Raw genomic sequence first — 20781 nt, 5'->3', positions numbered from 1 at the left:
CAGAGCGCGCGGTCAGGTAACGGCCGCGCGTTCTTTATATTCGGGCTTGTCCCATTCGCGGTTCTCGCAGATCGAGCGCAGCCGCGCGGCCGCTTCCACCATGTCTCGGTAAGAGAGGTAAAGCGGCGTGAGGCCGAAGCGCATCACATCGGGCTCGCGGAAATCGCCGATCACATCGGAGGCTTTGAGCGCCTGCATGATCGCATAGCCCTCGGCATGGGAATAGGAGACGTGGCTGCCACGCTCCGCCGCATCGCGCGGGCTGACGAGCGTGAAGCCGTGTTCAGCCGCCCAGCCGTCCATGCATTCGATAAACAAATCACCCAGTGCAGCCGACTTCCGCCGCACTTCTCCCATATCGGCGCGCAGCATCAGTTCCACGCCTTCCTCCAGCGCCGCCATGCCGAGAATGCCGGGTGTGCCGCAGAGGAAGCGCTCGATATTGTCCGCCGCCTCGTATTCTTCCTCGAAAGCAAAGGGGCGGGCGTGACCGAACCATCCGGCAAGCACAGGCATGGCTTCGTGATGGCGCTTGGCCGCAAACAGGAAAGCGGGCGCGCCGGGGCCGCCATTGAGGAATTTGTATCCGCAGCCGACCGCGAAATCGACATTCGCCGCGTTGAGTGCCAGCTCCACCGCGCCCGCGCTATGGCTCAGATCCCAGACAACGAGCACGCCGTGTTCCTGCGCCTTTGCCGTCACCGCCGCCATGTCGCGCATCTGGCCGGTCTTGTAATGCACATGGGTGAGGAGCAGCACCGCCACATCATCGCTGAGGTGATCGAGCACTTCCTCGGGTGCAGCAGAGCGCGTCTCGATCCGTCCGCCGGAAAAGGCGGTGATGCCCTGCATCATGTAGTGATCGGTGGGAAAATTGGTCGTCTCGGTCAGCAGGATCGAGCGCTCCGGCTGGAGCGAAAGTGCCGCTGTCAGCGCCTTGAAGATATTGATCGAAGTGGAATCGGTGACCACCACTTCGCCTTCGCCAGCGCCGATGATCGGGGCGATCTTGTCGCCGATCCGGCGCGGGGCATTGACCCAGTCCGCCGCATTCCAGCTGGTGATCAGCCCCTCACGCCATTCCTGCTGGATCGTGTGATCCATGCGCGCCGGTGTGCGCTTGGGCATCGCGCCCAGCGAATTGCCGTCGAGGTAGATTAGCCCGTCACGCAGCGCGAATGCATCGCGGAAGGAGCGTAGCGGATCGGACGCATCGAGCGCATCGGCTTTGGCGAAAAGAGCGTCCATTATGGCAATTCCCTCAGGATAGCGCGCACCGGGCTGGCATCGGCACCTTCGATGGCAAGTGGAAGCGCGATCAGCTCGTAGGCGCCCGGTGCAACATGGTCGAGCACAAGCCCTTCGAGGATACGCATGTCGCCTTCCAGCACCTCTTGATGCGCATCCATCGTTTTTGAGTTCTGCGGATCGAGCGAAGGTGTATCGATCCCAATCAGCAGCGCGCCGGCATCGCGCAGGCGGGCAATCACATCGGGAGCGACGGCGGTGAAATTTTTGTCCCACGCATCGTGCGGGAAGTTTTCATAGGTGCGGAAAAGAACGCGCTTCTCTCCTTCGATCACGCTCCAGTCGCAATCCTGCATTTCGATCCGCGCACCGCTCGCCCGTGCATCGACCACCATGCAGCGCCCCACATAAGGCTCCAGCGGACTGTCCGCGCTCGCCACGCCATCATTGCTGTAATGCAGCGGCGCATCGGCATGGGTGCCCGAATGCAGGGGCAAGGAAATTGCCCCGATATTGACCGGACATTCAGGCGAAATGCTCGCGTGGCGGCTGACTTTCAGCTCCGGCTCACCGGGCCACAGCGGAGTGTTGCTGCTGAGGCGCTGCGAGATGTCCCAGATGCGCGCGTCGCTCATACGGGGCAGCCTTCGCCATGCCCGCCGCCGTGGCTTCCACCTTCAGGCTTGTCCGCTTCCATCCGCGTGCGCATCGACCAGAGTTCGGGGAAGAAGCGCAGTTCCAGCGCCTTGACGAGGTATTTCACCCCTGCCGAGCCGCCGGTGCCATGCCGGTGGCCGATGACGCGCGATACGGTCTTCATGTGTTTGAAGCGCCATTCCTGGAAGTAATATTCGAGCGAGGTGACCTTTTCCGCCAGCGCGTAAAGCTCCCAATGCTCCTGCGGGTTGGAGTAAATCTCCAGCCATGCATTCTCGATCGTGCGATCGGATTCGTAGGGCTTGGTCAGGTCGCGCCCGATCACTTCCTTGGGAATCTCGTATCCGCGGCGATCAAGCAGGTAGAGCATTTCGTCATAGAGCGATGGCGCGGCTAGCGCTTCTTCCAGCGCGGCGGTGCGTTCTGGATCGTCCATATGGATGGTGATGAGTTCAGGACGCTTCAGGCCAAGGCGAAATTCCAGTTCGCGATACTGGTGCGACTGGAACCCGGAAGCTTTGCCCAGATAGCCGCGAAAGGTCATGAATTCGGAGGGGCTGAGCGTGGCAAGCACTTCCCACGAATGGATCATGTGCCGCATGATCGTTGCGATCCGGTCGAGCGTGCGCGAGGCTTGCGGCAGCTCGTCTGCGCGGATGTGCGCCATCGCCTGCTTGCACTCGTGGATCTGCAGCTTGATCCACAATTCCATCGTCTGGTGCATGATGATGAACAGCATCTCGTCATGCTTGCCGCTCATCGGCACCTGCGCGCTCAGCAGGGGATCGGTCTGCAAGTGGTCGGCATAGGTCAGGCCGCGATCCCACACGATCCGCTCACCATCGAGCTCCGCTTCGAAAGTCTCGATACCGTTTTCGATTGTCCGCTTGATGCTCAACGCAGTCTCCTTGTAGCCCGAATAGATCAGCAGCGCTGCCAATCAAAGGCCAGTGTCGCAGCGGTATAGTATCATCTGTTACCAAATGCAGCCCAATTCCTGTGTGAGGAGAAGGTGGCTTGGGGAGAAACCTTCGGCTCGCTTGAAGCGAATGCAGGGGGGCCTTACCTCCGTAGCGAACACGAAAACCGATTCGAGACCAGATATGACCACCCACAAAACCCGCATGCTCATCATCGGCTCCGGCCCGGCAGGCTATTCTGCCGCCATCTATGGCGCGCGCGCCGGGATGCAGCCGATCGTGGTGCAGGGCCTCCAGCCCGGTGGCCAGCTGACGATCACCACCGATGTCGAGAACTATCCCGGCTTTGAAGATGTGATCCAGGGCCCGTGGCTGATGGAGCAGATGCAGAAGCAGGCCGAGCATGTCGGCACGCGGATGATGTGGGACACGATCGTCGAAGTCGATCTGGAAGGCGGATCGCCGTTCAAGGCAATCGGTGACAGCGGCGATGAATATGTCGGTGATGTGCTGGTGATCGCCACGGGCGCACAGGCGAAGTGGCTCGGCGTTCCGGGTGAACAGGAACTGGGCGGCAAGGGCGTGTCCGCCTGCGCCACATGCGATGGCTTCTTCTATCGCGGCAAAAAGGTCGCGGTGATCGGCGGCGGGAACACGGCTGTCGAGGAAGCGCTCTACCTCACCAACCACTCGGACGATGTGACCTTGATCCACCGCCGCGATGAGCTGCGCAGCGAAAAGATCCTGCAGGATCGCCTCTTCGCCAGCGAGAAGATCACGCCGATGTGGAACAAGACGGTCGAGCGTTTTGTCGAGGGCGAGGACGGCAAGCTGCATCATCTCGAGCTGCGTGATACGCAGACGAATGAGCTTTCAACGCTCGAAGTGGACGGGGCGTTCGTCGCCATCGGCCACGCGCCTGCGACAGAGCTGTTCAAAGGCAAGCTGCCGATGGACGATAGCGGATATTTGCTGGTCGAACCCGGCACGCCCAAGACCGAAATCCCCGGCGTGTTCGCATGCGGCGATGTGATGGATCACACCTATCGTCAGGCGGTGACGGCAGCGGGCACCGGCTGCATGGCGGCGCTCGATGCAGAACGTTTCCTTGCCACGCTTGAGCATGCTGCGAAGATTCCCGAACCGGCGGAATAATGCCGGTGAGCCAGATTTATCTCGACGACCTGTCGGTTGGCGACACATTCGAAAGCGACGAATATGAAATGACCGAGGAGCGGATCATTGCCTTTGCGCGCGATTATGATCCGCAGGTCTTCCATACCGATCCCGAGGGAGCGCAGGAGACCTTCTTCGGCGGGCTCGCCGCGAGCGGCTGGCACACGGCGGCAGTCACCATGCGGCTGATGGTTCAATCGGTGCCCTTCGCCAATGGGACGATCGGCGCGGGCGGCGATTTGCGCTGGCCGGAACCCACTCGCCCCGGCGACCGGCTGCGGCTGCTGACGCGAATCGAGGAGATCATTCCCAATCGCTCCAAACCCGGTCGCGCGCGCATCGTGGTGCAATGCCGGACGCTCAACCAGCACGATGCGCTGAAACAGGAATTCCGCCCCAATCTGATGGCGTGGAAGCGCGGGACCGATCCGAAGGCATGAGGAGATTGCTGGCTCTTGTCGCGCTCGGTTTGCTTGCAGGCTGCGCACATCAAGCGAGCGAGCCTGTCGAGCCCATCTTCCTGCAAGACAATGGCTACGCGGGTGACATTTATTGGGCCAGCTATCAGGCAGCCGGTTACAAGCAATGTGACCGCGAGTTGGGAGAGGCAGCCCAGCGAGAATTTGACCGCTATTTCCGGTACCGCGTGGAGCGCGTTCGCGAAGCCTACGAGAACCGTTACGGCCCATCGCAGGAATTCATCGTCACAACCGATTGCAGGCGCTGGGGCGGCTCCAACGCAGCGTTCTTTCGCGAAAAACGCGAACTCAGGCGCGAATTTGCACTTTGGCTCGCCCGCGTAGAGGCGGGTATCGAAAGCTGGTCTGACATTCCGTAATTCGAAGAATGCCGACCCAGAGCGCGGCTAGAAACGCGAAAAGTCAGGCGCGCGCTTCTGCATGAAAGCGGTGAAGGCCTCGCGCGCTTCCTCGCTTTGTAGGCGCTGGCCGAAAATTTCGATTTCCGTTTCCATTGTCGCCGCGATTGCATCGCTATCGCGCATCAGTGCCTTGGTCGCCTGAATGGCACCCGGCGGCAATGCGGCGATCCGCTTGGCTGCTGCCTCAACCGCTGCGTCCAGTCCGTCGCGCGAAGTCACTTCATTGGCGAGACCCTGGGCGAGGGCATCGGTGGCCAGCATCGCTTCGCCCATCGCCATCATGGCAAAGGCGCGCTGGTGGCCGATGGCGGCTGGCAGGAGCTTGCTCGATGCGGCTTCGGGAACGAGGCCAAGGGTGGCGAATGGCGCAGTCAGCTTCGCATCGTCAGCCAGCACGACATAGTCGCAATGCAGCAGCATGGTGGTGCCGATGCCGACAGCGCGGCCCTGCACACCGGCGATCAGGGGCTTTGTGCCGGATCCGAGCAGGCGGATGAAGCGGAAGACATTGGCTTCATGCGCATCGCCCCTGCTAGCCGCGACCATGAAATCGCCAATGTCATTGCCGGCGCAGAACATTTCGCCTTCACCGCGGATCACGATGACGCGCACGGCCTTGTCATCCTGCGCCGCCTCCATCGCATCGGCCATCGCGCCGTACATGGCATCGGTCAGCGCGTTCTTCTTGTCGGGGCGGTTCATCACCAGAGTGAGGATTCCCTCATCCTGCGTAATGGTCACATTCTCGCTCATCGCTCTCTCCTGATCGTATTTCCGGCCTAATTGTGTTCACGGCCAAAGTCGGGCCGCGCATCATCCTGTCCCTGTTCAAGGATGCCCCGGCGGATCGCACGGGTGCGGGTGAACAGATCGAACATTCTCTCGCCATCGCTCGCTTCGATGGCATCGCGCATTGCGCCCAGATCGCCAAGGAACCGGTCCATCATTTCCAGCACAGCATCCTTGTTGTGAAGGAAGACATCGCGCCACATGGTCGGATCGCTGGCGGCAATACGCGTGAAATCGCGGAAACCACCGGCGGAATATTTGATGACCTCGCTGCGGGTCACATCCTCAAGGTCGCTCGCCGTGCCGACGATGGTGTAGGCGATGAGGTGGGGGATGTGGCTGGTCACCGCGAGCACCATGTCATGGTGATCGGCCTCCATGATCTCGACCGTGGAGCCAAGCCCGCGCCAGAAAGCGCTGAGTGCCTCAAGCTTATCCGTATCGACACCAGCGGGCGGCGTGATAATGCACCATCGCTTTTCGAACAGGCTGGCAAAGCCTGCTTCCGGCCCGGACTGCTCGGTCCCGGCGACCGGGTGCGCCGGAATAATTGTGTGATAAGGCAGTGTCTCGGCGAGCGCATTGGCAACGCGCTGCTTGGAAGAACCGACATCGCTGATCACCGCATCGGGCGATAGGCCCGGCGCGATTGCGGTAGCCGCTGCCCGCATCGCGCCGACAGGCACGCACAGCACAACGAGGTCAGCACCCTGCACCGCTTCCGCCGCATCGTCTGCGATCTTGTGGCACAGCCCCAGCTCGCGAGCCTTCTTGCGCACGGCGGGATCGGCATCGAAGCCGGTGGTCTGCACGTCGGGCAGATGCTTGCGCACGGCAAGGCCGAGCGAGCTGCCGAGCAGCCCGAGCCCGATAATCGCGACATTACGAAACGCCATTCGCCGCGCCCGTCAGCTCTGCCAGCACATCGGCGATCCGATCCATATCCTCTCGCTTGCCGATGGTGATGCGCAGGCAATCGCCAAGGCCCTGCCCGGGTAAATGGCGCACTGCATAACCGGCATCGGCAATCGCATGCAGCGCCTGTTCTGCGGTCACTTCGCCGGAGAAGCGCACCAGGGAGAAATTCGCCTTGCTCGGAATGGCCGTGAGGCCGTGATTGCCCAGCGCTGCGATACGCTCTTCAAAGCGCGCAAGCTCGGCATTGTTGTGATCACGGCTACGCGCGACGAAGTCCTGATCCGCCACCGCAGCAACGGCAGCGGACTGGCCCGCCAATGTCACGTTGAACGGCCCGCGGATGCGATTGAGCGCGTCGATAATATGCGGCGCGCCGGTGGCCCAGCCGATGCGCTCGCCTGCCAACCCGTAGATCTTGGAGAAGGTGCGGGTGACCAGCACGTTTTCATGGGCGGCTGCGAGCGCCATCCCGCCATCATTCTCGCCCGGCTCCAGATATTCGGCATAGGCCTGATCGACCACCAGCAGCACATCGGCGGGAAGGCCTGCATGCAGGCGCGCGATCTCGGCGGCTGGCAGATAAGTGCCGGTCGGATTGTTGGGGTTGGCGATAAAGACCACCCGCGTTTTGTCGGTCACCGCCGCCAGCAGCTTGTCGACATCGGCAGTGTAGTCGGTGTCGTCCACTTCCACCGGTGTCGCGCCGCAGCGCTTGGCGGCGATATCGTAAACCGCAAAGCTGAAGCGGCTGAACATCACTTCATCGCCCGCACCGGCATAGGCTTGCGCGGCAAGGTTGAGCAGCTCGTCGGAACCCGTTCCGCAGACGATGCGCGCCGGATCAATGCCATGCAATTCGCCCAGCGCCCCACGCAATTCGCGTGCATCCGGGTCCGGATAGGCATTGGGCAGGGGTGCCGCAGCGCGAGCTTCCAGCGCAGCCGCAGAGGAACCGAGCGGGTTTTCATTCGCCGAAAGCTTCACCAGCGGCTTGCCGTCCTTGCCCGAGCTTTTGCCCGGCACATAGGCATGGATCTGCGCCACATAGGGCTTCATTTCTGGACGTTTCGCAGTCATGCGCGTGGCGATAACGCCGTTGCTCTTCGATTGACAGTAGGCAAGGCCTCGCCCAAGTCGCTTTTTCTCTGATTATGGCCAGCCAGACCGCCCTTTCCGTCCAGAAGGTGACCCTGCCGCAAGCGCTCGCACTCGATAGCGGGCGGGAGCTTGCAGGCGTGGAGATTGCCTACGAAACGCATGGCGATCTGGCGAACGATAAGACGAATGCGATCCTGATCTTCCACGCGCTGACGGGCGACCAATTCGTGGCGAGCGAGCATCCGGTGACGGGCAAGCCTGGCTGGTGGGAACGCATGGTCGGCTCCGGTAAGCCGATCGATACGGACCGCTACCACGTGATCTGCGCCAATGTGCTTGGCAGCTGCATGGGCTCCACCGGGCCTGCGAGTGCTGGGCCCAGCGGCGAGCCCTATGGGATGGATTTTCCGGTCATCACCATTCGCGACATGGTGCGCGCGCAGATGGCGCTGCTCGATGTGCTGGGGATCGAAAAACTCCATGCGATTGTCGGCGGATCGATGGGAGGAATGCAGGCGCTCAGCTGCGCGGCAAATTTTCCCGAGCGGACAGAGCGCGTGCTCGCCATCGCCACCACCGCGCGGCACAGCGCGCAGAACATCGCCTTTCACGAAGTCGGGCGGCAAACGATCATGGCCGATCCCAACTGGCAGGGCGGGGCCTATTACGGCGGCGCAACGCCCGATAAAGGCCTTTCCGTCGCGCGCATGGCGGCGCATATCACCTATCTTTCCGAAGCGGGGCTGACCGAGAAATTCGGGCGGCGGTTGCAAGACCGTGATGCGAAGAGCTTCGGCTTCGATGCGGATTTCCAGGTCGAAAGCTACCTGCGCTACCAGGGCATCACTTTCACCGATCGCTTCGATGCGAACAGCTATCTCTACATCACCCGCGCGATGGATTATTTCGACCTGGCAGAGGAAGCGGGCGGGAAACTCGCCGATGCCTTTGCGGGCGCGAAGGACACGCGCTTCTGCCTCGTCAGCTTCGACACGGACTGGCTCTACACCACCGCCGACATGCGCGAAGTGGTGCATGCGCTGAACGCCGTCGCCGCGCCGGTCAGTTTCGTCGAGCTTTCCTCGCCATACGGGCATGACAGCTTCCTGCTCGATGTCCCCGCGCTAGACCGGGTGGTGAAAGGCTTCATCGGATGAGCACCTTGCGTCCCGACCTCGCCAAGATCGCCGCCAATGTACCGCGGGGTGCGCGCGTGCTCGATGTCGGCTGCGGCGATGGTGCTCTGATGGCGGAACTGCGCGATGCCAAAGGCGTCGATGCGCGCGGGATCGAGATCGAGGCGGAAGAGGTGGAAAAGGCCGTTGCACGGGGGCTGAGCGTGGTGCAGGGCGATGCCAATCGCGACATCATGGATTACCCCGATGCCGCCTTCGATGTGGCTATCCTCAGCCAGACTTTGCAGACGGCGCAGCGGCCCGATTTCCTGCTTCACCAGCTGCTGCGCATCGGTCGCACCGCCTTCGTCAGTTTTCCCAATTTCGCCTATTGGCGCATGCGGATGGCGCTGCTCCTCGGCGGCAAGATGCCGGTCGTGCGGCACCTGCCGGTGACCTGGTACGAGACCAAGAACATCCACCATCTAACAATCCACGATTTTGAGGATCTCGCCCACGAAATGGGCATCACCATCGAGGATAGCTGGTTCTTCGTCGGCGGCCGCGAAATCGGCGGATCGAATGCCAACTGGCGCGCCGAACATGCGGTCTTCAGGCTGAGCCGTTAAAGCATCGCCAGACCGCTGCCGGCGAGCGCCGCGATCGTCAGGACGGGTAGCATTCCCACAAGGCTGGCGATTGCGAAGGCGCGCGCTGTCATCGGCGTGGGCGCAGCGCCTGCCGTGATCAGCAGGTGCGGAACGCCGCCAAAGCGCGCGGTCGCCACATAGAATGGGCCGCGCTTCCCGAAATGCTGCGTCATGACATCGAGCCGCTTGCCGAAGCGCAGCTTCATCCGGTCGCCCAGCCAGTGGCGTGTGGCGAGGAACAGCACATGGCTGCCGAGCAGCGCGGCGAAAAGGACTATAAAGAGTCCGCCGATACCGAACAGCAGGCCGGATATGAAGGCCGTGGGCGTCATCGCGCCGGGCACGGAAAACAGCATGATGCCAAAGGCCAGCAGCGCGAGCATGGCCGGCGCTGCGAAGGCGCCATAAGGCGTCGCAGCCAGTCCCTCGATCAGGCCGAGGGGCAACCATGAAGGCGCGGTAAAATCCATATTACTCCAGCGCGGAAATGCCGTTGCAGTTCCTTTGTATTCGCCGGAGATTGCCGAATGGTTTCTGCCTGGTGCCGGAAAGCCTCAGTCCTTCAGCCGTGCGGCATGCCAGGCGATGTGATCGGCGATGAAGGTGCTGATGAAGAAATAGGAATGATCATATCCGTCGTGCAGGCGGATATCGGCCTCCATACCGGTTTTCTCACACGCCTCCGCGAGCAAATGCGTCTTCAATTGCTCGATCAGGAAATCATCCGCCATGCCCTGTTCCACCCGCAGGTGATCGAGCCGCGCGCCATCTTCGATCAGCGCGCAGGCATCATACTCTCGCCAAGCTGTCCGGTCGTCGCCGAGATAGCCGTCCAGCGCCTTCTCGCCCCAAGGGCAATTGAGCGGGGAGACGATGGGCGAGAACGCCCCTGTCGAGCGGAACCGGCCCTGATTGCGCAAGCTCACGGTCAGCGCGCCATGCCCGCCCATCGAATGGCCGGTGATCGCCTGCCGCTGCATATCGAGAGGGAAATGCTCGGCGACCAGCGCGGGAAGCTCCTCCTCGACATAGCGGCGCATGTGAAAGTGCTTTGCCCACGGGCCTTGCGTCGCGTTGACGTAAAAGCCTGCGCCCTGTCCGAAATCATAGGCTTCGTCGGTGGGGACATCGTCTCCACGCGGAGAAGTGTCAGGACAGATGAAGGCGATCCCATGCTCGGCGCAGGCCTGCTGGTAATGCCCCTTCGTCATCGCATTTTCATGTGTGCAGGTGAGGCCGGACAGCCACCAGAGCACCGGCAGCTTCGCGCCTTCCTTGTGATCGGGAATATAGATGGCAAAGGTCATCGGCGTGCCGGTGGCGGCACTGTCATGCCGCCAGACCTGCTGATCGCCGCCGAAGCTCTTGGTGGTGCTGAGTTGTTCCATCAACCGGCCCGGTGAATGCCGCAGATCTTGTGACCATCAAGGTCGCGGAAATAGCACAGGTGCAGCGTGCCCAGCGCTCCGCCATCGCGCGGTCCGGGCGGGTCTTCGATACTGGTGCCGCCGGCGGCTACGGCCGCATCGTGCAGCTCCTTCACCTGCTCGGTTGAACTGCAGCGCAGGCCGATCGTCGAGCCGTTTGCGCAGCTGGCAGGATTGCCATCGATCGGCGTGGTGAGGATGAGAATGGAGCCGTCATGATTGAACAGCGCACGCGTTTGACCAGTCGCATTTTCATGCATCATCGGCGCTCCGGCACCCAGGACGCCGAGAACTTTCTCATAAAACTTTGCGGATTTTTCCAGATCGTCTGTGCCGATCATTACGTGACTGAACATTTATGAATTCCTCTCGAGTGTTCGCAATCGCCCTTCGACAAGCTCAGGACGAACGCGTCTTGGTTCCTAGTAGACCACCACGCTGCGGATGCTTTCGCCCGAATGCATCAGGTCGAAGCCCTTGTTGATCTCATCCAGTGTCAGCGTGTGGGTGATCATCGGGTCGATGGCGATTTTGCCGTTCATATACCAGTCGACGATCTTGGGCACATCGGTGCGGCCCTTCGCTCCGCCGAACGCCGTACCGCGCCAGTTCCGGCCGGTCACCAGCTGGAATGGGCGAGTGGCGATTTCCTTGCCCGCTTCGGCCACGCCGATGATGATGCTGGTGCCCCAGCCCTTGTGGCAGCATTCCAGCGCTTGGCGCATCACATCGGTATTGCCGGTGCAATCGAAGGAGTAATCCGCTCCGCCATCGAGCATGTCGACAAGATGTGCGACCACATCCGACGTTTCCTTCGGATTGACGAAATCGGTCATGCCGAATTTCTCGCCCCATTCTTTCTTGGCCGGATTGATATCGACGCCGACGATGCGGTCCGCGCCCGCCATCTTTGCGCCCTGGATGACGTTCAATCCGATGCCGCCGAGGCCGAACACGACGACATTGTCACCCGGCTGCACCTTGGCGGTATTGGTCACCGCGCCAACGCCGGTGGTGACGCCGCAGCCGATGTAGCAGGAGGTTTCAAACGGCGCGTCGGTGCGGATTTTCGCGACCGCGATTTCAGGCAGGACGGTGAAGTTCGAAAAGGTCGAACAGCCCATGTAGTGGTAGATCGTCTCGCCCTTGTACGAGAAGCGGCTGGTGCCGTCCGGCATCAGTCCCTTGCCCTGCGTTTCGCGGATGGCACTGCACAGATTTGTCTTGCCCGAAAGGCACATTTTGCACTGGCGGCATTCAGGAGTGTAAAGCGGGATCACATGATCGCCCGGTGAGACACTGGTCACGCCAGCGCCCACTTCGCGCACCACGCCTGCACCTTCATGGCCCAGCACGCTCGGGAACAGGCCCTCGCTGTCGAGCCCGTCGAGCGTGTAGGCATCGGTGTGACAGATGCCCGTCGCCATGATTTCAACGAGCACTTCGCCCGCCTTGGGCCCTTCGAGGTCAAGCTCGACAATCTCAAGCGGCTGTTTCGGCGCAAATGCGACCGCGGCGCGGGTTTTCATGTGTCTCTCCTCAGCCTTCGTGAACGGCCTTGGGGACCAGACAAGCGCGCACGCCTTCGGGGCCGTCTTCGCTGCCATAGCCTGACCATTTGACGCCGCCGAACGGCGCATCGACGGTCGAGACATTGCCGCCATTGATCGCAAGCATGCCTGCTTCCACTTCGGCAGCCAAACGGCGGCGTCGGGCCGGATCGTTCGTCCATGCATAGGCGGCAAGGCCATAGGGAAGGCGGTTCGCTTCGTCGATCATCGCCTGCTCGCCTGCCATCGGGTTGAGGATGGCGACGGGACCGAACGGTTCTTCATTCATGATGTCGGCATCGGTGGGTACTTCGGCGAGCACCGTGGGCTGGTGGAAGAACCCCTGGTTACCGATACGCTCTCCGCCTGAAAGCAGAGTGCCGCCAGCATCCTGCGCCTGCGCGATCAGCTTGCCGACATTCTCGCGCCCGCGGGAATTGGCCATCGGCCCCATGTCCGTGCCCTTTTCGAGGCCATTGCCGACCTGCATTTTCTCGACCCGCTCGACAAAGCCATCGCGGAATTTGCCGAACACATCCTCTTCGATGAGGAAGCGCGTGGGGCTGACACAAACCTGGCCCGCGTTGCGGTAAGCGCCGGGGGCCATGGTATCCAATGCCTTGTCGATATCGGTATCGTTGAAAATCAAGACCGGGCCGTGGCCGCCGAGTTCCATGGTCGTGATCTTGAGATCTTCCGCCGCGAGTTTGGCGAGATGCTTGCCGACGGGGGTGGAGCCGGTGAACGTCAGCTTGCGGATGATCGGAGAGCCGAGCAGGTGCTCGCTCACATCGCTCGGCACGCCGAACACGCATTGCACCACGCCGCCAGGCACGCCCGCGTCGAGCAGTGCCTGCACCACGGCGATGCCCGAAGCGGGGGTTTCCTCGCTTGGCTTGACGATCGTCGAGCAGCCCGCCGCAAGCGCGCCGCCGATCTTGCGCATCACATTGATCGCGGGGAAATTCCACGGCGCAAAGCCTGCCACAGGGCCTACGGGGTGATACTGCACTTCCACCCGGCTACCCTCAGGGCGCACCAGCGTGCGGCCAAAGGTGCGCTTGGCTTCCTGCGCGTAGAATTCCAGCAAATTGGCGGAATACATGAATTCGCCGCGCCCCTCGGCCAGCGTCTTGCCCTGTTCCATCGTCAGGATCGTGCCGAGATCGCTCGCCCGTTCGCGGAGCAGGTTCGCCGCTTTGGTCAGGATTGCGCAGCGCTTGTCCGCGCTCGTCGTGCGCCATTCCTTGAACCCACGCTCGGCTGCTTCAAGTGCGCGGTCGAGGTCGTCTGCCGTGGCATGGGGCAGAGTTCCGAGCACGTCCTCTGTGGCGGGATTGATGACCTCTTCGGTCTCGCGGCCATCGCCGCTAATCTGTTCGCCGTCGATAAGCAGGTGAAGCGTGGGGTAATCTGTCATGGTGTCTCCTTGCGCGCTTATATCCTCATCCAACGCAGCACCTTCAAGCGATTTCCCGGCTACGCAAGCAAATGAGCCCCACGCGGCTTCCTGTGAACTTGCGGTTCATCCTGACACAGTCATAATGCGGACCATGCTATCGATCATTGCCCCGCTCGCTATTGCCGTTTCACCGCTGACTGCCACGGCGCAGGACAATCTGCCTGAGCTCTCCCTTGAGCATCGTATGCTGGCGCGCTGTTCGGCAGCTTTCGCGCTGGTGGCCGAGGGGCAGTCCAACGGCAATGCCGCTGCGCTGCGCTATCCGGATATTCGCGAAAGCGGCAGTGAGTTTTTCGTGCAGGCCGGCGCGCGCCTGATGGATGAAGCAGGCCTCTCGCGCGAGCAGCTCACCGTGCTGTTCTCTTCCGAAGCGCAGGATTTGTGGGACAATGACACGCTGGACGACGTTATGCCTGCATGCCTTGCCCTGCTTGACAATTAGCGGGAAATCCCGGCTGGACCGGGAACCACGCATGGGGCAATAGCGATGGTCACATATGTGGCACCTCTTTCACTTCCCGCTCTGTCCATTCAGCCGCAAGGTCCAGCTCGCGCTTGGCGAGAAGGGCCTGGGCTATGAGCTGGTGTCGCTTTACCCATGGGATGCGGACCCGAATTTTCGTCAGCTGAACCCCGCTGGACGGGTGCCGGTGCTGCATGACCCGACCAAGAATTTCGCGCTGATCGATAGTCAGGCGATTTGCGAATATCTGGACGAGACCGAAAGCGATCGCCCATTGATCCTCGGTTCGGCGCGATCGCGCGCGGAAATCAGGCGGCTGGTGGCGCTGTTCGATGAGAGTTTCTTCGGCGATATCACCGGGCCACTGCTGGTGGAGAAGATGAAGAAGCGGCTGGTCCTGCGCCAATCGCCGGACAGCCAGGTGCTCCGCCACACGCAGCGCCTGCTTCACGATCATCTCGACTATATCGATTGGCTGATCGACAATCGCCGCTGGCTTGCAGGGTCGCAGCTGAGCCTCGCGGATTTTGCCGCCGCCGCGCAGATTTCGGTCGTCGACTATTTCGGCGATATCGACTGGAAAGGCCACGACAGCGCGCATGGCTGGTATCGCGTGATGAAAAGCCGCCCCAGCTTCTCGCCCCTGCTGCGACAGAAGATGGACGGCCTGCCGCCTGCACGGCAATATGCGGATGTAAATGCGTAACTGGTTTTGCGAAGCCGCATCCGCGGCTTCGTCCTCGCTAGATGCGCTCCGCTACGCTGCGCGCCCGCTGCGGGCGGCCGTTCGGCCTTGCGGGCTAGTCGCCCGTGCTCCGCGTTCCTATATAAATGAAGCACTGGTTTCGCTGGCCGCAGGTCAGCGACAGCGAGCAACCGCGAAGCCCGCAGGTGCCGCGCAGGCGGAACGCAGTCCCGCCGGAGCGAATAGCACCGAGGACGCGCGCCCGGATGGGTGTGCGAAAGGAGAAAAATGACCGAAAAAATGACACTCACCGAAGCCGAATGGCGTGAGAAGCTGACGCCGGAGCAGTATCAGATCCTGCGCGAAGGCGGCACGGAGCGGGCCTTCACTGGCAAATATGAGAATAACAAGGACGAGGGGCTGTACAAATGCGCCGCCTGCGGGCTGCCGCTGTTTCCGTCCGACACGAAGTATAACAGCGGGTCCGGCTGGCCAAGCTTCACGGCGCCGACTGATCAGGACAATGTCGAGCTTAACAAGGATATGTCGCACGGCATGGTCCGCACCGAAGTCGTCTGCGCGCGCTGTGAAGGTCATTTGGGTCACGTTTTTCCCGATGGCCCCGGGCCAGAAGGATTGCGCTATTGCATCAATTCCGCCTCGCTCGATTTCGAACCGGAGGAAAAAGCGGGCGATTGAACGCATTGGAGCGTTCACGCCCGGTTACATTTGGCCTATGCATGGCGGCAATTCGCGAATTTGACGGGCGGCTGCGTGCAAGCGGCGCTTCGCCCACAGAGGGAATTTAGGGTCTGATGGCCAGGCGCAGGAGCGGCAGCTCCAAGAAGAGAGGGTACCGGTCCCGCAAGGCAGCCGCAGAGGCGCGGGAAGCGCGGGCTGGCGGCTGGAAGTCGTCGCTCTGGAAGTGGACCAAACGCGGTGCGATTGCCTCTGTGGCACTCCTCATCATTGGCGCGATCGCGCTGTTCACCTCGGTCTATTTCGCCGCGCAATCCATGCCGACCTTCTCTGAATTGCGTCAGAGCCAGACCGGCCAGACCATTCTGGTGCGAGCCCGCGATGGGTCGCAGATCGTCGAACTGGGCCCAAGCTATGGCCAATGGCTGGAAGCCGACGAAATCCCGCAAGTTATGAAAGATGCGATGATAAGCGTGGAAGATCACCGCTTCTATTCGCATTTCGGCATCGACTTCATCCGCACCAGCGGAGCGATCATCGAAGGCGTCTTCGGGGAGGACCGGATCGGCGGCACGTCCACTATTTCGCAGCAGCTGGCGCGTAACGTCTTCCTCAATTCCAATCGCACCATGGATCGCAAGATGCGCGAGGCGGTGCTGGCGTTGGCGCTGGAATGGAATTTCACCAAGGACGAGATCCTCGAGCTCTACCTTAACAAGGTCTATTTCGGCGGCGGCGCCTACGGCATCGATTCCGCCAGCCGCAAATTCTTCAGCCATTCGGCGCGCGAGCTCTCGCTGGAAGAAGCGGCGATCATTGCTGGCCTTGTAAAGGCACCCAGCCGCTATTCGCCGACGGCAGATATCGATGCAGCCGTCAGCCGCGCGAATGTCGTGATCGGGCAGATGGTGACCTATGGCGGGCTCGATCCTGCCGTGGCCCGGCAAGTCAATGTCGATGCGGTCAATTTGCGCGAGGATGTGGGGCAGGATTCGATCCGCTACTTCACCGACTGGGCGCTGCCGCAGCTCGACCTGCTTTTGCCGAGCGGCACGTTCGAGCCGATCGAAGTCTGGACCACGCTCGATGTCGGAATGCAGCGCGCGGCCACCACAGCGGTGCAGAGCAATGTGCCGGAGAATACGCAAGGCGCGCTGGTCAGCCTCGACCGTGATGGCGCGGTGCTGGCGCTGGTGGGCGGCACCGATTACGTCACCAGCAATTACAACCGCGCTACCGATGCGATGCGGCAGCCGGGCTCTTCCTTCAAATTGTTCGTTTATCTCAGTGCCCTCGAAGCAGGCTATACGCCGGATGACATGGTGGTCGATACGCCTGTCACCATCGAAGGCTGGTCGCCGCGCAATTCCAATGGCCGCAATGTGGGCGAGATCGACGTGCGAAGCGCCTTTGCCTATTCGACCAATACGGTCGCGGCGCAGCTTGGCAATGAAGTGGGCTTTTCGAATGTCGCCAGCATGGCGCGGCGGTTCGGAATTACGACGCCGATTTCGACTTATCCCAGCATGGTGCTCGGCTCTTCCGAAGTGCGCCTTATCGACATGACGCGCGCCTTTGCCGCAGTATCTGCGGGCGGGCAATCGGTAGAGCCCTATGGCATCTTGCGTGTGACCAATGCCGACGGGGACGAGCTTTACCGGCATGAGAATGCGCGCAGCTACCGCCTTGTGCCCGATTATGTCGCAGCGGGAATAACAGATCTGCTGCAGACGGCGGTCGCCACCGGCACCGGCCGCGCGGCGCAGATCGGGCGACCCGTCGCGGGCAAGACGGGCACCACGAGCGAAAACCGCGACGGTTATTTCGTGGGCTTTTCCAGCGGCATCACCACTGGCGTGTGGATGGGCCGCGATGACAATGGCCGTGTCGGCGGGCTCGGCGGGGGCACTGCCCCGGCGCGTGCCTTCGCGTCCTATATGCGTTACGCCGTGCGTGATCGCCCGGTTGAAGAATTCGATACCGATCTGAAATTGCCGGATTGGCAGCTGGAGCCAGACGACGAATATTACCTCGGCGAAGAGGGCGAATATTATTACTACATTGACGAGCAGGGCAATCTGATCGAGCCGGGACGCAGCGAGCGGATCGGCAATGGTGAATTCGATCAGGAAGGCGAACGGCGAGAGCCGCGTGATCCGCTCGACCCGCGTGGCATGGACGATGAGCGCAGTGGCCCGCGGCCCGGCATTTCCATCGGCAATCGCCCCGCCAATCCCTCTGGCAATCGACCGGCAGAGGACAAGCCCCCGGCAGCAGCAAGCGATGACTTCCTTGAACGCGCGACCGGTCGCGAAGTCCCGGAAGATCAACCGCGCCAGCGACGCACTGGCGATGCACTGGTGAATGAACAGCGGTTCTGATCCACTATCTACTCTGGCAAAAGAAAACCCGCTTCCCGGCGCGATGCAGGGAAGCGGGTTTTTCTTTATCCCAGCCGGCCTCAACCAGCTTGCCAGCGCTTCAATCGTTGAGGCGAACCGGGATCGATTGCGCAGGGCCGCCGCGCGCTTGAACGCGCAGCAGGATCGCACCGCGACCGGCTTCGCGCGCATTGGCGATGACCGCTTCGAGATCGGCGAGGCTCGCCACATCGCGGCCATTCGCCCGGCTGATGATCACCCCGCGTGCGAGGCCGCGGCGTGCGGCATCCGACGACGGATCGACGCTGACGATGGCGACGCCGGTGGTGTCCGACGAAACGCCGAGCTGCCGCGCGATATTCGCGTTGATAGCCACGGCGCGAATGCCCAGCGCATCTTCGACCATGGAGCTTCCATCATCCGACGGGGCATCGTCCGGCGTATTATCGTCCTCGTTCTGGAACATCTGCTGCTGGCGCATTTCCTCTGCGCTCGGGCGGCGGCCGACAGTCACATTCGCGCTGCGGCGTTCGCCGTCGCGAATGTAGGTCACCGGAACAGTCGTTCCCGGAGCGATATTGGCGACGATGTAGGACAGCGTATTGTCCGGCGTGATGGTTTCACCATTCACCGTCAGCACGACGTCGCCAGCCCGCAGCCCTGCACGCTCTGCGGCTTCATCGGGCTGGACCATCTGAATGAGCTCGCCGCGATCTTCTTCAATGCCGAGTGCTTCGGCGATGTCATCATTCACCGGCTGGATCTGCACGCCGAGATAGCCGCGCAGGATTTCCTCTCCGGAGATCAGCGATGCGACGATGGGTTCGGCATCTTCCGCCGGAATGGCGAGGCCAATGCCGACGCTGCCGCCCGAAGGCGAGAGAATGGCATTGTTGATGCCGATCACATTGCCCTGCATGTCGAACAGCGGACCGCCTGAATTGCCGCGATTGATCGCAGCATCGGTCTGCAGGAAGCGGTCGAACGCGCCACCCTGGCCGGTGCTCCGGTACACTGCCGAGACGATGCCGCTCGTCACCGTGCCGCCAAGGCCGAACGGGTTGCCGATCGCGATCACCCAGTCACCCACACGGGCTTGGCTGGAATCGCCGAAGCGCACGAAGGGGAAGGGCTCTGCACGATTGATCTTGAGCACCGCAAGATCGCTCTGCGGATCGGTGCCGACCACTTCGGCTTCATATTCGCGCCCATCGGGCAGGGTAACCGTCACTTCTTCCAGCGTCGCCTGCACCCGGCCATTGTTGGGAGGCGCGACCACGTGATTGTTGGTGACCACATAGCCATCCGCGCTTACGATGAAGCCTGAGCCGAGCGAAGTCGCTTCGCGCGTCTGCGGTCCGCTTGGCGCACGGCGGCGGTTGAAGAACTGGTCGAACGGGCTCGCCTGCTGCTCCACCGTGATGGATTGGCGGGTGGAGATATTGACCACCGCGGGCTGCAGAACTTCGGTCAGATCGGCAAAGCTGGCAGGAGCTCCGTCGACAGGCACGGCGTCCTGAATCTGGATGCGATCGTTCTGCGCAACCTGCGCGCCGGCGGGGTAGCCGGTGATCATTGAAATGGCCGCACCGCCAACAAGCAGTGCAGTTGTGATGCCGTAAGAATAGCGCACTGGCTTCACGTCCTTTGTTCCTCTTTGTTATGTCCGTTCAGGGCAAACTTCTTCGCCCATGAGCGTGTGGGCCCCGCCGATGTTTCCAGCCGATAGCGGCTGAATGCTCGTTTAACGACACTTGTAATCGTGTGTCGCAAACCCGGCGGGGCTCACTGATTAACGACCACCGCGGAACTGGCGCAGATATTCATTATCCGGGCTCAGCACGACGGAACTGTCTCCGACATTCTCCGCATTCTCGCCATTCTGCACGGGGCCGAATGTGCGGCGATAGCTCTCCATCGCGCGGTAGAAATCGTAAAAACCGGGGTCCTGATTATAGGCTTCGGCGTAGATCTGCGCGGCATTAGCTTCGGCTTCTGCGCGAATGATCTGCGCGTCGCGAGCACCGCCTGCACGGATCGTCGCTGCCTCTTCCTCACGTTCCGAACGCATCCGCTCAAACGCAGCCGTCAGCGGTCGGCCTACGGGCAGGTCGGCGCGCTTGATGCGCACGTCGATGATCTGCGCACCATAGCCGCGTGCCTCCGCATCCAGCGTGTCGCGGATGTTGCTCATCGCATTGCCGCGCTCTGCGGTCAGCAAGCTGGCAAAGGTGCGGCGGCCAAGCTCCTGCCGCAGCGCCGAGCTGAGGATCGGTTCGAGCTGGTCGGTCAGACTTTCCTCGGTCCGCGCACGTTCGACGAACAGCACCGGATCGAAAATCCGATAGCGCGCATAGGCGTTTACTTCGAGACGCTGCTGATCGTTCGACAGGACGGTTTCGCCTTCCATATCGAGATCGAGAATGCGGCGATCGACCATCTGCACACGCTCATAACCGGGGATGCGCCAGGAAATGCCAGCGCCGGTCGAGCCGAATTCCTGACCCGGATCGAAGCGGTTGATCACGCGTACGGGCTCACCTGCACGGATCACCACGCCCTGCTGGGTTTCGGGGACAATCACGATGGTGCTGAGCGCCACGATGATGAACACGCCAATTGCGATCAGCGCAGCTTTGTGGTTCTGCCAGAGCTTATCCATC

The 20781-nt window shown here is 61.6% G+C and carries 22 protein-coding genes; 9 read left to right on the top strand and 13 right to left on the bottom strand.

The window, feature by feature from the left end:
- Positions 1-12: 12 nt before the first annotated feature.
- Genes kynU through O2N64_RS02980 form a run of 3 tightly spaced genes read right to left on the bottom strand, consistent with a single transcriptional unit; the run spans position 13 to position 2845 of the window.
- Entirely contained in the window at positions 13-1248 is a 1236-nt protein-coding gene (gene kynU, locus O2N64_RS02990) for a kynureninase (RefSeq protein ID WP_271078808.1), read from the bottom strand.
- Positions 1248-1883 (bottom strand): arylformamidase, encoded by a 636-nt coding sequence (gene kynB / locus O2N64_RS02985; protein WP_271078807.1) that lies wholly within the window; start codon positions 1881-1883, stop codon positions 1248-1250. The genes kynU and kynB overlap by 1 nt, the downstream gene beginning before the upstream one ends.
- Positions 1880-2845: a tryptophan 2,3-dioxygenase gene (locus O2N64_RS02980; protein ID WP_271078806.1), complete on the bottom strand. Its 966-nt coding sequence runs from the start codon at positions 2843-2845 to the stop codon at positions 1880-1882. The genes kynB and O2N64_RS02980 overlap by 4 nt, the downstream gene beginning before the upstream one ends.
- Before the next feature lie 163 nt (positions 2846-3008).
- On the opposite strand from O2N64_RS02980, the gene trxB reads away from it, so the two are divergent.
- The 3 genes from trxB to O2N64_RS02965 are packed head-to-tail and all read left to right on the top strand — an operon-like array spanning position 3009 to position 4839.
- The gene (gene trxB, locus O2N64_RS02975) at positions 3009-3980 is read left to right on the top strand and encodes a thioredoxin-disulfide reductase (protein WP_271078805.1); all 972 of its coding nucleotides are present in this window, start codon (positions 3009-3011) and stop codon (positions 3978-3980) included.
- A gap of 5 nt (positions 3981-3985) precedes the next feature.
- Positions 3986-4441, top strand: coding sequence for a MaoC family dehydratase (locus O2N64_RS02970; protein ID WP_271078804.1), 456 nt, complete (start codon positions 3986-3988; stop codon positions 4439-4441).
- Positions 4438-4839, top strand: coding sequence for a hypothetical protein (locus O2N64_RS02965; RefSeq protein WP_271078803.1), 402 nt, complete (start codon positions 4438-4440; stop codon positions 4837-4839). The genes O2N64_RS02970 and O2N64_RS02965 overlap by 4 nt, the downstream gene beginning before the upstream one ends.
- Before the next feature lie 27 nt (positions 4840-4866).
- Here the strand turns inward: O2N64_RS02965 and O2N64_RS02960 are convergent, their stop codons facing one another.
- From O2N64_RS02960 to hisC, 3 genes are read right to left on the bottom strand one after another with little or no spacing between them, the layout of a single operon-like run.
- Positions 4867-5634 carry an enoyl-CoA hydratase gene (locus O2N64_RS02960; protein WP_271078802.1) on the bottom strand — a complete coding sequence of 256 codons (768 nt, stop codon included), beginning with the start codon at positions 5632-5634 and terminating at the stop codon, positions 4867-4869.
- 26 nt (positions 5635-5660) lie between these two features.
- Positions 5661-6566 (bottom strand): prephenate/arogenate dehydrogenase family protein, encoded by a 906-nt coding sequence (locus O2N64_RS02955; RefSeq protein WP_271078801.1) that lies wholly within the window; start codon positions 6564-6566, stop codon positions 5661-5663.
- The gene (hisC, locus tag O2N64_RS02950) at positions 6553-7665 is read right to left on the bottom strand and encodes a histidinol-phosphate transaminase (protein WP_271078800.1); all 1113 of its coding nucleotides are present in this window, start codon (positions 7663-7665) and stop codon (positions 6553-6555) included. The genes O2N64_RS02955 and hisC overlap by 14 nt, the downstream gene beginning before the upstream one ends.
- A gap of 74 nt (positions 7666-7739) precedes the next feature.
- On the opposite strand from hisC, the gene metX reads away from it, so the two are divergent.
- Both metX and metW read left to right on the top strand, forming a co-directional pair.
- Entirely contained in the window at positions 7740-8843 is a 1104-nt protein-coding gene (metX, locus tag O2N64_RS02945) for a homoserine O-acetyltransferase MetX (RefSeq protein ID WP_271078799.1), read from the top strand.
- Positions 8840-9430 (top strand): methionine biosynthesis protein MetW, encoded by a 591-nt coding sequence (gene metW, locus O2N64_RS02940; protein WP_271078798.1) that lies wholly within the window; start codon positions 8840-8842, stop codon positions 9428-9430. Before metX ends, metW begins: the two co-directional genes overlap by 4 nt.
- Here the strand turns inward: metW and O2N64_RS02935 are convergent.
- The 5 genes from O2N64_RS02935 to O2N64_RS02915 all read right to left on the bottom strand — a co-directional run bounded on the left by O2N64_RS02935 (position 9427) and on the right by O2N64_RS02915 (position 13848).
- On the bottom strand, positions 9427-9921 hold the full coding sequence (locus O2N64_RS02935; protein WP_271078797.1) for a VTT domain-containing protein: 495 nt from the start codon (positions 9919-9921) through the stop codon (positions 9427-9429). The two genes, metW and O2N64_RS02935, sit on opposite strands and share 4 nt — an antisense overlap.
- 84 nt (positions 9922-10005) lie before the next feature.
- On the bottom strand, positions 10006-10839 hold the full coding sequence (fghA, locus tag O2N64_RS02930; protein ID WP_271078796.1) for an S-formylglutathione hydrolase: 834 nt from the start codon (positions 10837-10839) through the stop codon (positions 10006-10008).
- Positions 10839-11234 (bottom strand): VOC family protein, encoded by a 396-nt coding sequence (locus O2N64_RS02925; protein WP_271078795.1) that lies wholly within the window; start codon positions 11232-11234, stop codon positions 10839-10841. Before O2N64_RS02925 ends, fghA begins: the two co-directional genes overlap by 1 nt.
- Positions 11235-11300: 66 nt before the next feature.
- A complete protein-coding gene (locus O2N64_RS02920) occupies positions 11301-12407 on the bottom strand; it encodes an S-(hydroxymethyl)glutathione dehydrogenase/class III alcohol dehydrogenase (RefSeq protein ID WP_271078794.1) in 1107 nt (368 codons plus the stop codon).
- A gap of 10 nt (positions 12408-12417) precedes the next feature.
- Entirely contained in the window at positions 12418-13848 is a 1431-nt protein-coding gene (locus tag O2N64_RS02915; protein WP_271078793.1) for an NAD-dependent succinate-semialdehyde dehydrogenase, read from the bottom strand.
- Positions 13849-13981: 133 nt separating this feature from the next.
- Between O2N64_RS02915 and O2N64_RS02910 the strand changes: the two genes are divergently transcribed.
- The 4 genes from O2N64_RS02910 (at position 13982) to O2N64_RS02895 (ending at position 18118) form a co-directional block, all read left to right on the top strand.
- Positions 13982-14332, top strand: a complete 351-nt coding sequence (locus tag O2N64_RS02910; RefSeq protein WP_271078792.1) for a hypothetical protein — start codon at positions 13982-13984, stop codon at positions 14330-14332.
- A 55-nt stretch (positions 14333-14387) separates the two neighbouring features.
- The gene (locus O2N64_RS02905) at positions 14388-15059 is read left to right on the top strand and encodes a glutathione S-transferase family protein (RefSeq protein WP_271078791.1); all 672 of its coding nucleotides are present in this window, start codon (positions 14388-14390) and stop codon (positions 15057-15059) included.
- Between the two features lie 267 nt (positions 15060-15326).
- Positions 15327-15737: a peptide-methionine (R)-S-oxide reductase MsrB gene (gene msrB, locus O2N64_RS02900; protein WP_271078790.1), complete on the top strand. Its 411-nt coding sequence runs from the start codon at positions 15327-15329 to the stop codon at positions 15735-15737.
- A gap of 116 nt (positions 15738-15853) precedes the next feature.
- Complete coding sequence (locus O2N64_RS02895) at positions 15854-18118, top strand: transglycosylase domain-containing protein (protein ID WP_271078789.1); 2265 nt, start codon at positions 15854-15856, stop codon at positions 18116-18118.
- A gap of 100 nt (positions 18119-18218) precedes the next feature.
- Here the strand turns inward: O2N64_RS02895 and O2N64_RS02890 are convergent, their stop codons facing one another.
- Both O2N64_RS02890 and hflC read right to left on the bottom strand, forming a co-directional pair.
- Complete coding sequence (locus O2N64_RS02890) at positions 18219-19751, bottom strand: Do family serine endopeptidase (protein WP_271079592.1); 1533 nt, start codon at positions 19749-19751, stop codon at positions 18219-18221.
- A 159-nt stretch (positions 19752-19910) separates the two neighbouring features.
- A complete protein-coding gene (gene hflC / locus O2N64_RS02885) occupies positions 19911-20780 on the bottom strand; it encodes a protease modulator HflC (RefSeq protein WP_271078788.1) in 870 nt (289 codons plus the stop codon).
- Position 20781 lies beyond the last annotated feature (1 nt).

The organism is Aurantiacibacter sp. MUD61 (assembly GCF_027912455.1).
Taxonomy (GTDB): Bacteria; Pseudomonadota; Alphaproteobacteria; order Sphingomonadales; family Sphingomonadaceae; genus Alteraurantiacibacter.
The sequence above is the reverse complement of the archived record's forward strand: the minus strand, read 5'-3'. Positions and strand labels throughout refer to the sequence as shown.

Excerpts from the sequence above, each read along its gene's own strand:
- kynU (WP_271078808.1), bottom strand. The coding sequence starts at position 1,248 with ATGGACGCTCTTTTCGCCAAAGCCGATGCGCTCGATGCGTCCGATCCG.
- kynB (WP_271078807.1), bottom strand. The coding sequence starts at position 1,883 with ATGAGCGACGCGCGCATCTGGGACATCTCGCAGCGCCTCAGCAGCAAC.
- trxB (WP_271078805.1), top strand. The coding sequence starts at position 3,009 with ATGACCACCCACAAAACCCGCATGCTCATCATCGGCTCCGGCCCGGCA.
- O2N64_RS02965 (WP_271078803.1), top strand. The coding sequence starts at position 4,438 with ATGAGGAGATTGCTGGCTCTTGTCGCGCTCGGTTTGCTTGCAGGCTGC.
- O2N64_RS02960 (WP_271078802.1), bottom strand. The coding sequence starts at position 5,634 with ATGAGCGAGAATGTGACCATTACGCAGGATGAGGGAATCCTCACTCTG.
- O2N64_RS02955 (WP_271078801.1), bottom strand. The coding sequence starts at position 6,566 with ATGGCGTTTCGTAATGTCGCGATTATCGGGCTCGGGCTGCTCGGCAGC.
- hisC (WP_271078800.1), bottom strand. The coding sequence starts at position 7,665 with ATGACTGCGAAACGTCCAGAAATGAAGCCCTATGTGGCGCAGATCCAT.
- metX (WP_271078799.1), top strand. The coding sequence starts at position 7,740 with ATGGCCAGCCAGACCGCCCTTTCCGTCCAGAAGGTGACCCTGCCGCAA.
- metW (WP_271078798.1), top strand. The coding sequence starts at position 8,840 with ATGAGCACCTTGCGTCCCGACCTCGCCAAGATCGCCGCCAATGTACCG.
- O2N64_RS02935 (WP_271078797.1), bottom strand. The coding sequence starts at position 9,921 with ATGGATTTTACCGCGCCTTCATGGTTGCCCCTCGGCCTGATCGAGGGA.
- fghA (WP_271078796.1), bottom strand. The coding sequence starts at position 10,839 with ATGGAACAACTCAGCACCACCAAGAGCTTCGGCGGCGATCAGCAGGTC.
- O2N64_RS02925 (WP_271078795.1), bottom strand. The coding sequence starts at position 11,234 with ATGTTCAGTCACGTAATGATCGGCACAGACGATCTGGAAAAATCCGCA.
- O2N64_RS02920 (WP_271078794.1), bottom strand. The coding sequence starts at position 12,407 with ATGAAAACCCGCGCCGCGGTCGCATTTGCGCCGAAACAGCCGCTTGAG.
- O2N64_RS02915 (WP_271078793.1), bottom strand. The coding sequence starts at position 13,848 with ATGACAGATTACCCCACGCTTCACCTGCTTATCGACGGCGAACAGATT.
- O2N64_RS02910 (WP_271078792.1), top strand. The coding sequence starts at position 13,982 with ATGCTATCGATCATTGCCCCGCTCGCTATTGCCGTTTCACCGCTGACT.
- O2N64_RS02905 (WP_271078791.1), top strand. The coding sequence starts at position 14,388 with ATGTGGCACCTCTTTCACTTCCCGCTCTGTCCATTCAGCCGCAAGGTC.
- msrB (WP_271078790.1), top strand. The coding sequence starts at position 15,327 with ATGACCGAAAAAATGACACTCACCGAAGCCGAATGGCGTGAGAAGCTG.
- O2N64_RS02895 (WP_271078789.1), top strand. The coding sequence starts at position 15,854 with ATGGCCAGGCGCAGGAGCGGCAGCTCCAAGAAGAGAGGGTACCGGTCC.
- hflC (WP_271078788.1), bottom strand. The coding sequence starts at position 20,780 with ATGGATAAGCTCTGGCAGAACCACAAAGCTGCGCTGATCGCAATTGGC.